Source organism: Vibrio sp. Isolate22 (assembly GCF_022398115.1).
Taxonomy (GTDB): Bacteria; Pseudomonadota; Gammaproteobacteria; order Enterobacterales; family Vibrionaceae; genus Vibrio.
The window spans coordinates 28,745-41,696 of record NZ_JAKEUW010000049.1; the positions used below are offsets into that span (position 1 = coordinate 28,745).

Genomic DNA, 12,952 nt, shown 5'->3' on the forward strand with positions numbered 1-12,952 from the left:
GCTTGAGAATTTGTGTATCGCTACGATTCAGTCTAGAGCAATATTTTCTCGTTGCTTGCTCTTTGTTTTATCTTGGCTGAATCGGTTCAGCATTCAGTGTAAAAAAATTCAGCAAAGCCAATTCTGTTAACCAAAATAGTTTTGCTGCGTGTCGTAATTTCAGTTTCATTCATAACGAGAAGCTGAATCACGACAAATGACGCTCAATCTATTCAAAAGGATGATTGAAGTCACTTTTCAGATTTTGCTGAATCCTTTCAGCTTTTATACTGAATCGATTCAGCATATAATTCAACTAATCCAAGGATCAGAAGATTGGTTATATGATCCTACGCACAAAATACAGGTCACCCATATGACACTAGATGAGATTGCCAAACTAGCCGGTGTGTCGAAAACCACGGCTAGCTATGTGATTAACGGCAAGGCGCAGAAATACAGAATCAGTGAAAAGACACAGCAGAAAGTAATGGCGGTGGTAGACGAGTATAACTACCGTCCAGACCATGCTGCTTCGTCGCTGCGTGCTGGTAATAGCCGTTCATTTGGTTTGATTATTCCTGACCTGGAAAACAGCAGTTATGCGCGTTTAGCAAAACTGATAGAGCAGAACTCACGTAAAGTGGGCTATCAAATCCTGATTGGTTGTTCTGATGATGACGCTGAAACCGAACGTAAAGTAGCGGAAGCGCTGGTAAGTCGTCGTATTGATGCCTTGCTGGTGGCGAGCTCTATGCCAGACGCTAACGAGTTTTACTTGAAGCTGCAAAACTCAGGTACGCCAGTTATCGCGATTGACCGTCCGTTAGACGATGAACATTTTGCCTGCGTGATCAGTGAAGACTTCGAAGCGGCGTTTGAACTGACGCATTCAATTCTCGATGACAACATTCACAGTGTTGGCTTAATCGGTGCACTGCCTGATCTGAACATTTCGCGCGAGCGTCACTTAGGCTTTGAAGCTGCGAATAAGGCTCACACACAGCAAACCGGGCTCGATGAAAATAAGCCAACGGTTGTCGGCTACGGTGAGCACTTTGATCGTGAATCCGGTCGAGAGGTGTTTGAAGAGTGGATTGCTAAAGGTACAGTCCCTGATGCGATTGTTACTATGTCTTATACTTTACTAGAAGGTGTGCTTGATGTGATGGTCGAAAAGCCAGAGCTGATCAATCAAGTGAAGTTGGCTACTTTTGGTGATAACCGATTATTGGATTTCTTACCCTTCAAGGTTCACTCACTTCCGCAGCAATTTGAGGTCATTGCAGACAGCGCGTTTGCATTGGCATTGAACGCTTCAGCAAAACGTTACCAGTCGGGCATTGAATTGGTGCCGAGAAGTTTAGTGAAACGTAGCTAATATAAAGATGATCTAATTTTAAGAATGCCTCAGCTCCAATTGGTTGTTGAGGCTTTTTTATTGAATCAGCAAACCAAACTCAATCAGCGCTACCAAGCCTAAAAGTAGGGCAAGTACCTTCCAAAACTGGATTGGATGACGGTCGAGCAGCGGTTGCTTGGTTTTACGTTTTACTAATTTTGAATTCGGTGTGTATAAATCCGAGATAAAATCGCCAAGCACACCGTATCGTTCGGTCGGGTGTTCAGCGCAGGCTTTGTTTAGTACCAGATCAAACCATGCAGGAATATCGGAGCGGTGTTGAGTTATCGGGCGGTATTGCCACTGGTGATGGCGCGATTGCATGAGTGAGCGTGGTGTCATTTCTGGATAAGGCAGTTGCCCTGTCAGCATTTCATAGCCGATAACACCAACAGAGAACAGATCCGAGCGTGTTGTCGCAATATTCTGTTTAATGCTCTCTGGTGCGATGTAGTTGACCGCTCCGAGCGGCACAGCATCCTTTTCAAAAGGCATTCCTTCTTCAATTCCGCGAATGAGTACTGCTCCTAAGTCGATAAGTTTGATATCACCGTTTGGCAGTAACATGATGTTTTCAGGTTTGAGGTCGCGGTGCACCATATCGGCACGTTGCAACACACGAATACCTTGTACGATCTTCTCAAGAATCGTGCGGACTTCAGGCAGATTCGGTTTGGGATTGTCGTACATCCATTGTCTCAACGTCACGCCTTCAACCATTTCACATACTTGGTAGAGAAACTGCGACTTCTCATCGGTCGGGTACACCTTCATGATGCGCTTGTTATTCAGTAGCATCCCAGCCCATTGTTCGTTATAGAAGGCTTTGAGCTCTGCGGGATCATCGCGATATTGTAGAGAAGGCACTTTAATGACGAACTCGGTTTGCGTCTGAGTTTGTATTACTCGATACACATGACTGCGCGTTCCAGAATAGAGCACTTCTAGGACCTGAAACTGGTCGATCATCTGTCCAAGTTTGAGCACGGGAGGGATAACGCGTGTCGCGAGCTTTTCGTGAAACTCAATTAGTGAAGGCTTAGGGTGTTGAGCCACTTCAAGCATTAAGCAACTCACATTGTCTTTGCTGTTTTTTGCCAATGCTTTATTACAAACAGTTTGTGTAGCGAGCTCAAAGTCGAGCTGATTCGAGGCCGCTTCCATTAGATCGGATTCATCAACAAATTCATGCACGCCATCGGTGGTAAGAATAAAGCGATCTTTCGCTTTGATGGGCACAGTTTGGTAATCGACGTTAAGTTGGTTGTCCATGCCTAAAGCACGAGTGAGGTAGTGGGTATTGACCAAATTTTTTCGGGTGTGATCTCGAGTTAACTGCTGAATTTCACCGTCACGAACTAAGTAGATGCGGCTGTCACCCACATGGAAAATATGCGCTGTGTTTGATTTGAGAATCACTGCGCTAAAGGTCGACACCATATTGTTGTGCGTGAGTTGTTTTTCGTCAGCAAGACCGGAATAAGAGGCATTGAACAGCCAAGAATTGAGTGAAGTCAGAACCTTTTGGGCAGAGCGTTGAATACTCCAGCTTTCAGGAGTGGCGTAATAGTCGGTAATGAACTGCATTACGCTGGTATGGCTGGCTTTTTGCGCTTGTACGCTGCAACTTACTCCGTCCGCAATACAGGCCACACTTCCTTTGAACTCATGTTCCGCTCTGGTCTGAGGGTGTTTAACGATAATCGCATCTTGATTCTCGTTTCTTATCCCTTGGTGTGAGTAGCCGCCGAAATTGAGCTTTAACTGATTGCTAGCCCCTGCGTGAATACTCTGAACCTTGGTTTGTGGTCCCTTTGGTATCACAGCCTGGCTCCGTTCTAGCGTGGCGTCTTGAGTTTGACTGAATGAAAGCGTCATAACGTCCTTGCTCCTATGGTGCTCATTGTTACTTGAAGAAAGAACAAAAGCTCTCAGTAAAAAAGAGAGCCTTTGAACGAAGTAACCAAGTGTCGCAGCCCGGTTACTTCTCCCGATTCAATGAGTGATTAGCTCGATACGTTAATCAAGGTTACGCTCCCGTCGTCGTTCACTTCAGCGATCTGACCATTGGGCTCTTCCATGAACATCAGAGTCACGAAGCCAAGAACTGCCGTTGCAGCAATCACAAGGAAGAAGGTCTGGTAGCTAACAAACGAAAGCACGGTTAGGTAAACTACCGCACCCACGTTTCCGTAAGCACCAGTCATACCTGCAATCTGGCCTGTCATACGGCGTTTGATAAGAGGTACTGTTGCAAATACTGCACCTTCACCTGCTTGTACGAAGAACGAACATGCCATTGCAGCAACAACCGCTAGCCATACTGGCCATGTGCTCTCTACTTGACCCATAGCGAAGTAACCTACAGCCAAACCTGCCGTTAGGATAAGTAGGGTTGGTTTACGACCAAACTTGTCTGAAATCCAACCGCCACCTGGGCGAGACATCAAGTTCATGAAGGCATAAGCCGAAGCCACCATACCAGCCAGAACAGGCGTTAGTTCGAAGGTTTCAGAGAAGAACAGTGGCAGCATAGAAACCACTGCTAGCTCTGAGCCGAATGTCGCAAAGTACAGAACATTTAGTACCGCAACTTGCTTGAACTTGTATTGGTGAATCTCTGGTACTTCTTCTTTAAATACGTTCTTATTCACTTTCCAAACTTGAGTTACTTCATACACATACAGTGCAGCAAGTACCGCATACACACCGTACACCGCTGCGTCTGAAAGCATACCGATACCTGATGGAGACAGTTTCCAAGCCAGAAGAGCTAGTGCCGCATACATAGGGATCTTCATGAAGAGTAGAAAGAAAAAGTCACCCTTAGACGTCACTTCCATTGCTGTTACTTGAGCTGGCTTGAAGTAGGTAGAACCTTTTGGTGTGTCGGATACGTTTTTGTAGAACACAACAGAGAACAATAAACTCATTACACCCGTGATACCGACAGCGTAACGCCAGCCATCTTCGCCACCAAATACTAATGCGAGGGTAGGAAGAGTGAACGCTGCCGCAGCTGAACCAAAGTTACCCCAACCGCCGTAAATACCTTCTGCTGTACCCAGCTCGTTATGTGGGAACCATTCAGATACCAAGCGGATACCAACCACGAAGCCAGCACCGATAAAGCCTAATAGGAAACGGGCAATGGCGGCTTGAATGAAAGAGTCAGCCAGTGCGAACATGAAACACGGGATCGAACAGATCGCGAGTAACGAAGAGTATACGAGTCTTGGGCCGTAGCGGTCGGTAAGCATACCAATCGCGACACGCGCTGGAATGGTTAAAGCTACGTTTAGGATTAGAAGGGTTTTGATCTCTTCAGTGGTTAGCCCTAGGCTGGTTTTTACCATCTGCAGTAGTGGTGCGAAGTTAAACCAAACCACAAAGGTGATGAAAAAGGCGATCCAGCTGAGGTGTAAGACCTTCATCTTGCCGGTAAATGAAAACAGCGAAAATTTTGAGTTATCCATGTATTAAATCCTTTAAATATGGAATCTAGAGTTATCTAGCCGTCCACATGCCAACTCCATAGCTTGCCTAGACTGTTAATTATAGGCGGCTAAGGCATGTTAATGGGTGAATTTGAAAGTACAACCTTTTAGGTAATTAACTTTTGGTTAGTTGATAGCTTTTGGTTAGTCGAAAGCTTTTCGTTAGTTAAAGCTAGGAGCTAACTCGCTAAGGCTTCTGGTTCCAGAACTTGAATCTGATTGCCTTGCCTGCGTACTTCAAAACGGGTTAGGGCATGTTCAGGTTCTTCTAAACAGGCACCTGTCTCTAGGTGGTAATGCTGCTTGTAGAGTGGAGAGGCCACATAAGGTTCTCCACTTAACGAGCCGATAATGCCGCGTGACATAACGTTGGCTTTGCCTACTGGGTCGAAATTCGAAAGGCCGTAAAGCTTGTCACTGCGTTTGCAGTAAAAGATAGCGACTTGATGATCAGCCACCTTGGCACACACACCCGCATTGGGTGACAGTTCCTCTTGAGAACAAACAGTGGTCCAGTTTTCCATGACAGTCTCCTTGGTAATTTATAGAGTCTTTGATTTTGTTCCATTTCCTAAAAAAGAAGGTCGTAAAGAAAGAAGGTCGCTAGCAGTGAATTGCCGAGAACGAAGGATCTGCTAACGACCAAACCGGTTACGAGACTTCCGTAATTTCAATTTGTTGACTGCTGCTTAATGCCTGATTACGCTCTGCTTCTTGGTCTGTGTTGACTGAAGGCTTCGGGAAGCGCTGTTCACGTTCTTTGATAAATGACAGGCTAGAGTCCATCTCATCGCTATTGATGTAGTGCTGGAAGCGCTTCATCTTGACTGGGTTTTCGATGGTGGTTTTCCATTCACACTGGTAGTTTTCGATGTTGAGCGCGATGTCGGCTTCAAGTTCTGCCGCCACGTTGAGCTTGTCTTCAATCACCACCTCTTTGAGGTAATCCAAGCCACCTTCTAAGTTCTCCATCCAAACAGAAGTACGTTGTAGGCGGTCTGCCGTACGTGTGTAGAACATCAACACGCGGTCGATGTATTGAACAAGAGTTTTCTCATCTAGGTCAGTTGCGAATAGGTCTGCGTGACGTGGGCGCATGCCGCCATTACCACAGACGTACAGGTTCCAACCTTTATCTGTCGCAATAACACCAATGTCTTTTGATTGCGCTTCGGCACATTCACGAGTACAGCCAGATACCGCGAATTTGATCTTGTGTGGTGAGCGTAGGCCCTTGTAGCGGTTCTCTAGTTTAATCGCGAGGCCAACACTGTCGTTGACGCCGTAGCGACACCAAGTGCTACCCACACAGGACTTCACGGTACGAACCGATTTACCGTAGGCGTGGCCAGTTTCAAAGCCTGCATCAATCAGCTTTTTCCAGATGGCTGGCAGTTCATTAAGTTGTGCACCAAATAGGTCGACACGTTGTCCACCGGTGATCTTGGTGTAAAGGTCGTATTCTTTTGCCACTTCACCCAGCACGATCAGTTTGTCTGGTGTGATTTCACCGCCGGCAATACGTGGAACCACAGAGTAGGTGCCGTCTTTTTGCATGTTGCCAAGGTAGATATCGTTGGTGTCTTGCAGTTCGATGTGCTCATCTTTAAGGATGTAGTCGTTCCAGTAAGAGGCGAGAATCGAACCCACCGCCGGCTTACACACGGTACAGCCTAAGCCTTGACCATGAGACTCAAGCAGCTCATCAAAGGATTTGATTTTATTAACGCGAATAATGTCTGTTAGTTCTTGGCGAGAGTATGCAAAGTGTTCACAGATGTCGTTAGAGACCTCAACCCCCAGGTTGCTCAATTCGCTATCTAATACTTGTTTAGCAAGGGCAGAACAGCCACCACAACCGGTTGATGCGTTGGTCGATTCTTTGAGCGCTGCCATTGTGGTGCAGCCTGCAGAAACGGCTTCTTTGATGTCGCCTTTGGTGACGTCAAAGCATGAACAAATTACAGCGCTGTCTGGAAGCGCTTCAACACCCATAGCGCTGCCAGAATCGTCAGCAAGGTTTGGTAGAATCAATACCGATGGGTTCTCTGGCAAGGGCATATCGTTTTGCTTGATTTGCAGCAGCGAACCGTAGGCTTCAGCGTCACCGACTAACACGGCACCGACGATCTTCTTGCCATCAGCAGAAACAATTAAGCGCTTATAAACTTGTTCAATTTCATCGTTGTAGGTGTAAGACTGCGCGCCTTCGGTTTTACCATGCACTTCACCAATACTTGCTACATCGACGCCTAGCAACTTAAGCTTGGTGCTCATATCGGCACCCGTAAAACTGCTCTTATCTTCGCCACTGGAAAGAATATGGCTTGCTGCGACTTTCGCCATTGAGTAACCCGGAGCCACTAGACCAAAGATTTTGTTGTCCCACAGCGCACATTCACCAATCGCGTAAACATCATCGATGTTGGTTTGACAGTAATCATCAATCACGATACCGCCACGTTCGCCAATCGCGATGTCAGAACTACGAGCCAATGCGTCTTGAGGGCGAATACCGGCAGAGAACACGATCATATCGGTTTCAAGGTGAGTGCCATCGGCAAAGTTCATGCGGTAGCGAGCACTTTCACCCTCTACAATCTCAGAGGTCGCTTTCTCGGTGTGAACTTGTACGCCTAGGTCTTCAATTTGGCGTCTAAGCAGGGCGCCGCCGCCGTCATCGAGTTGAACTGCCATTAAGCGAGGCGCAAATTCTACAACATGTGTTTCTAAGCCAAGGTTTTTAACGGCGTTTGCGGCTTCTAAGCCTAGTAGGCCACCACCGATAACCACGCCAGATTGACTCTGCTTGCTTGATAGTTCAATGGCATCAAGGTCTTCGATAGTGCGGTAGACGTGACAGTGTTCTTGGTCGTTACCTGGGATTGGTGGAACGAATGGGAATGAGCCTGTTGCGAGAATCAGTTTGTCGTAGCTTTCACGATGACCATTGTCAGTCACGACCGCCTTGTTTTCGGTATCTAGCTCAGTGACTTTGGCATTGATTAGGTATTTAACGCCATTTTCTTGGTAGTAAGCTTCACTCGTCAAAGACAAGTCGTCGGCTGATTTACCGTTAAAGTAGGCCGTGAGCTGAACACGGTCATAAGCAAGTCGTGATTCTTCACTAAAAGTGATGACTTCATATTGGTCTGAGTCAGCTTGAATAATGTTGTCGATAAATTTGTGGCCAACCATGCCATTACCAACGACGACAATCTTTTGTTTGCTCATAGTAAATTCCTTTTTTGCTGGCTTCCTAGCGTTTCTAAAACTGCCCACTCTCTGGTGGATAATGTGCTGTTCTTCCAATGAACTTAAAAACTGTAAATTTTGGGTTGTTGGTATTTATGGGAGCAAGTAGGGTGCCAGATAAAAAAGGCGATCAATAAAAATAATTAAATCCAATAAAATCAATTAATTGAATAAACTAAAAATTGGTCAATTACCCCTAAAGTGGTGGTCGGACAAAGCGGGATATTTATGAAAATGAGCCTTTGTGGTGCAAAATTGATCAATATGGTGCAAATATCTCAATATTTATTTGATCAGACTGAGATAACCTTATTTCTTCTAATTGAATTGTATTTAAGTTTCTGTATTTTAATGGAAATTTTAATGTGCGTTATTGGGGTGAATAGTGGTGCGTAAATTGCTTTATTAAAAAAGAGAAATTTTCATCGCGAAGAGTGGGGAATAAAAGGCGCTCTGTTAGAACGGTGGAAACAATAAAAAGAACATTGCACGAGGGAAGAGTGATGAGTTCAAACAAGGATTGGATCAAATCAACGTGTGCTTACTGTGGCGTAGGTTGTGGCATTGAAGTAAGGCCAACTGCTTCGGGGAAATTAGAAGTGCGTGGCGACAAAGACCACCCATCGAATTATGGCAAGTTGTGTACAAAGGGCGCGGCACTGGGAGACACAGTAACGCCGATCGGTCGTTTAACTCAGCCGATGCAAAGAGTCGCAAGCGGACAACAACTTCTACCTTGGAGTAGCGCATCTCAGCTGGTGGCTGATAAGTTCAAACAAGCGATAGAAGAGCATGGCCCGGACTCTGTCGCCTTTTATGTGTCAGGGCAACTACTGACTGAAGATTACTATGTGGCTAACAAGCTGATGAAGGGCTTTATCGGTAGTGCCAATATAGACAGTAACTCTCGCCTTTGTATGGCATCTAGTGTGGTTGGGCATAAACGCGCGTTCGGTACTGATACCGTTCCGGTTTGTTATGAAGATCTAGAGCAAGCCGAAGTGGTCGTAATCACTGGCTCAAACCTCGCTTGGTGTCACCCGGTTCTTTTCCAGCGCCTACGAGCAGCCAAGCAAGCTAACCCAGGCATGAAAGTGGTCGTCATTGACCCGCGCTACACCGACACCTGTGAGATTGCCGATATGCACTTGGCATTGGAATCCGGCTCTGATGTCGCACTATTCAATGGCTTGTTAGCTTACCTAGATGATAACGACAAGCTTGACTCTGATTACATTGAACATCACACCCAAGGGTTTACGGAAGCGATTCGAACCGCTACAGATTACCGCTATACCGAATCAGGTTGGGGTAAAAAAAGCGTTCCTGAACTGACAGGGCTTAGCGAGCAACAACTCGAACAGTTCTATCATTTGTTCGCATCTAACGAGAAAGTGCTCACCATTTACTCCCAAGGCGTAAACCAATCCACACAAGGGTGCGATAAGGTAAACGCCATTATCAACAGCCATTTAGCGACTGGCAAAATCGGTAAACCGGGCATGGGACCATTCTCTGTCACAGGCCAACCAAACGCGATGGGTGGGCGTGAAGTGGGTGGTTTAGCCAACACCCTAGCAGCGCACTTTGAATTTGGTGATCCACAATCACATCAAACCGTGAGCGAATTTTGGCAGACGGATAACCTAGCAACCTATGCGGGTTTAAAAGCCATCGACCTATTTGATGCTATGAACGATGGCAAGATAAAAGCCGTGTGGATCATGGCAACCAACCCAGTCGTGAGTTTGCCAGATAGCGAAAAAATCAAAACCGCATTAGAGAAGTGCCCGTTTGTGGTGGTGTCGGACTGCATTGCCGATACGGAAACCACACGCTTGGCCGATGTGGTGCTGCCCGCGCAAGGGTGGAGTGAAAAGTCGGGCACCGTAACCAACTCTGAGCGTCGAATCTCACGCCAACGCCGCGTATTACCAAGCCCTGGAGAAGCCAAGCCAGATTGGTGGATTTTAAAAGAAGTCGCACAAAAAATGGGATTCAAAGACCAGTTTGATTACCGCCACGAAGGTCAGATATTCAAAGAGTATTGCGAGATGACAGCGCTCGGTAATGAAACAGGCAAAGCGCGTGACCTGTGCTTAATTGGATTAACAAAACTAGACGAAAAAGGCTATGGCGAGCTGACTCCGCAGCAATGGCCAGTAATGGAATATCAACCAGAGATCATCGAGCAGCGCATGTTCACCGATGGCGAGTTCTTTACTGAGTCGGGCAAAGCGCAGTTTATCGCGGTCGAACATGACATGCCGATAGCCGATACCAGTGTCGAATTCCCACTCATCATGAACACAGGCCGAATCCGAGACCAATGGCATACCATGAGCCGTACTGGCTTGGCGGCTGGCTTAGGCGAACACACACCAGAGCCTTTTGTTGCCATGCACCCAGATACAGTTGCAGAGCTTGGGTTAGATGAATTTGGGTTAGATGCCTTCAACCACGCCACTATTAATCCTGTAGTTAAAGTGCGTAGCGCACAAGGTGAATGCCAAGCCCGCTTAGTCGTAACCAAAGAGATGCGCCGTGAACAAGTATTCATGCCTATTCACTGGAATGCGCCAACCGCCAAAGACAGTAAGCCGTGTGACCTGATCTTGCCTCATACCGATGCAGCTTCAGGCCAACCTGAATTTAAACATACACCTGTTGTGGTAGAGCCGTGTGGTTATCGCAGTGAAGCCGCCTTGGTCAGTGACAAGGTAATGGATTGTAGCGGGTTTGATTACTGGGTTCGCCAAAGAGTGGAGGGCGGTTTTCTGTATCGTATTTCATCATCAAAGAACCCAATGGAGTTAGTGATTCAGCTGGCTAACACACTCGATGCCTTACCAGAGTCAAACGCTGATGCCATCAAATCACTCCATTACCACGGCAACAAACCGTTCAAGAACTACGGCTCAGCTAAGCTGGATCAATTTGGTGTAAAGCAAGCCTTCGTCGTGAACAGTAAGCTCGACCATGAAAGTATCGATTGGCTGGTGGAGTGCCTAACCCGAGAAGCCGATGAAGAGTTTGAAGCCGAGTTTTTGAGTACATTGGCGCGTTAAGCGAGCTCGATAGAAGATAAGCCACTTTGGTGGCTTATCTAATGGTATGGGGAATACAAAGAACTAACAGCAAGCTTCTGACGCTGTTTTGGTCTCACCATTGGTGGTCTTGAAATGTTGCCACAGCTTGCTCATTCCCGGTGTCATCTCCTCTGTCGAGAAGCGGTAGAGCTTTATTTCTGCTGTTATTGGAGAGATTGTTTCTGAAAACCTCATCAATAAACCTTGATCGAGTTCTTCTTGGACAAATCCTTCAGGCAACCAAGCTACACCGTGGCCAGATAACACCATTGATTTAAGGGAGTGTGTAACAGCATTCTCGTATACGACATCAAAGGTACATAGGCTTTGAGCTATCGAGCCGTGTTTTTCTAATACTTGTGCAAAGAAGGTATTTGATGGGTAACTAAGAAGAGGGACGCGAGAGCTTTTGCAATCTCTGAACAGAGCAGAGCAGCCATCACCTTGGGTGGCAACAACAGGTATGAGGCACTCATGCCCGATTGTCACTGACTCGACTTCAGGGTTGGGTACGTAAAGTCGACTCCCTTTAAAAGATAGACCAATTAGGAAGTCAGAACGGTTGTCTATAAATGCTTGTACCGAGTCATGTAAGTTGTTTGGGCTGACATAAACCAAGGTCGTTTTAAACGCATCGGTATATTCATTGATCATCTTATTGACGACATATTCGGACAAAGAGTGCTGAGTATGAAATGTGACTTTTGTTTCATTATTGTTAACTTCTCTCATGGTTTCTAGCCGAGCGAAGTCGATCTGTTGTTTGAGGTCATTTGCGTGTTTGAGAAACCGAAAGCCCGCTTTAGTGAATGTCGCAGGGTAAGTATTTCTATTGACAAGGTCAGTTCCTATCCATTCCTCTAATAGCTTGATTCTTCTTCCAAAAGCTGGCTGAGTGATGTTTCTTGCTTTGGCTGCTTTTGCAAAACTACCGTATTGAGAAAGGTATAGAAAGTCTTCGATCCATTTCAAATCCATGTAACTGATCCTTGTCCAAAATTTTAAATATCAACAATTGTGTTAAACAAAAGTTAACATCCCTGTTAGCAAAAAGCATTATCTTTCGAGCGATATCACAGGCTACTGTAATTGTGTGTTTAACAAATCGTTAACTAAACAATGTCAGGAGAATTGAAATGCATTTAGCGCGCTATCCTCGTTTGAACTTTGCTCACTTAAATACACCATTAGAATTGATGGAAAACCTGAGCAAGGAACTCGATGGACCAAATATTTGGATCAAGAGAGATGACTGTACTGGCCTTGCAGGAGGCGGAAACATGATCCGCCCCAGCAGTTTTGGACACTGAGTTAAGTGAGTACAATCACTAACGAGGTGAACAATGACAACTAAGAAAACTAGAATTAAACATTCCCCTGAATTTAAAGCAGAAGCCCTGAAGTTAGCAGATAAAGTGGGAGTAGCTGCGACAGCAAGACAGCTTTCTTTACATGAATCTCAAATCTACGGGTGGCGAAAGAACTCGAAGAAAGACACCAGTACTAGTCAACGAGAGCAAGAACTAGCCGCAGAGGTTGCCAAGCTCAAAAGGCAGTTGGCTGATCAAGCAGAAGAGCTAGAAATTGTAAAAAAGGCCGCTACCTACTTCGCGAAAAATCTAAAGTAAATTTCTATGAATTTATGCTCGAACACCTGCTGAGCTTCAGTATTGTGCGTATGGCTAAGGTGTTCGGGGTATCCCGAAGTGGGTTTTATTACTGGGTTAAAC

7 protein-coding genes and 2 pseudogenes are annotated in these 12,952 nt (G+C 45.9%); 4 read left to right on the forward strand and 5 right to left on the reverse strand.

Annotation, left to right across the window (positions count from 1 at the left end; all coding sequences use genetic code 11):
* Nucleotides 1-355 precede the first annotated feature (355 nt).
* Nucleotides 356-1,360: a catabolite repressor/activator gene (cra, locus tag L1D55_RS20905; RefSeq protein WP_239918696.1), complete on the forward strand. Its 1,005-nt coding sequence runs from the start codon at nucleotides 356-358 to the stop codon at nucleotides 1,358-1,360.
* Nucleotides 1,361-1,417: 57 nt separating this feature from the next.
* On the opposite strand, the gene L1D55_RS20910 is transcribed toward cra, so the two are convergent.
* From L1D55_RS20910 to nirB, 4 genes are all read right to left on the reverse strand, one after another.
* Nucleotides 1,418-3,259 (reverse strand): bifunctional protein-serine/threonine kinase/phosphatase, encoded by a 1,842-nt coding sequence (locus L1D55_RS20910; RefSeq protein WP_239918697.1) that lies wholly within the window; start codon nucleotides 3,257-3,259, stop codon nucleotides 1,418-1,420.
* 128 nt (nucleotides 3,260-3,387) lie between these two features.
* Nucleotides 3,388-4,857, reverse strand: a complete 1,470-nt coding sequence (locus tag L1D55_RS20915) for a NarK family nitrate/nitrite MFS transporter (RefSeq protein WP_128163951.1) — start codon at nucleotides 4,855-4,857, stop codon at nucleotides 3,388-3,390.
* Between the two features lie 200 nt (nucleotides 4,858-5,057).
* On the reverse strand, nucleotides 5,058-5,402 hold the full coding sequence (nirD, locus tag L1D55_RS20920; RefSeq protein WP_239918698.1) for a nitrite reductase small subunit NirD: 345 nt from the start codon (nucleotides 5,400-5,402) through the stop codon (nucleotides 5,058-5,060).
* 127 nt (nucleotides 5,403-5,529) lie between these two features.
* Nucleotides 5,530-8,112 carry a nitrite reductase large subunit NirB gene (gene nirB, locus L1D55_RS20925; protein ID WP_239918699.1) on the reverse strand — a complete coding sequence of 861 codons (2,583 nt, stop codon included), beginning with the start codon at nucleotides 8,110-8,112 and terminating at the stop codon, nucleotides 5,530-5,532.
* 506 nt (nucleotides 8,113-8,618) lie between these two features.
* On the opposite strand from nirB, the gene L1D55_RS20930 reads away from it, so the two are divergent.
* The gene (locus L1D55_RS20930) at nucleotides 8,619-11,201 is read left to right on the forward strand and encodes a nitrate reductase (protein ID WP_239918702.1); all 2,583 of its coding nucleotides are present in this window, start codon (nucleotides 8,619-8,621) and stop codon (nucleotides 11,199-11,201) included.
* Between the two features lie 63 nt (nucleotides 11,202-11,264).
* On the opposite strand, the gene L1D55_RS20935 is transcribed toward L1D55_RS20930, so the two are convergent.
* Nucleotides 11,265-12,200: a LysR family transcriptional regulator gene (locus L1D55_RS20935; protein ID WP_239918700.1), complete on the reverse strand. Its 936-nt coding sequence runs from the start codon at nucleotides 12,198-12,200 to the stop codon at nucleotides 11,265-11,267.
* A 158-nt stretch (nucleotides 12,201-12,358) separates the two neighbouring features.
* Between L1D55_RS20935 and L1D55_RS27715 the strand changes: the two are divergent.
* A pseudogene (locus tag L1D55_RS27715) lies at nucleotides 12,359-12,502 on the forward strand (D-cysteine desulfhydrase); the annotation flags it as partial.
* A 63-nt stretch (nucleotides 12,503-12,565) separates the two neighbouring features.
* Nucleotides 12,566-12,952 (forward strand): annotated as a pseudogene (locus L1D55_RS20940) (transposase); the annotation flags it as partial.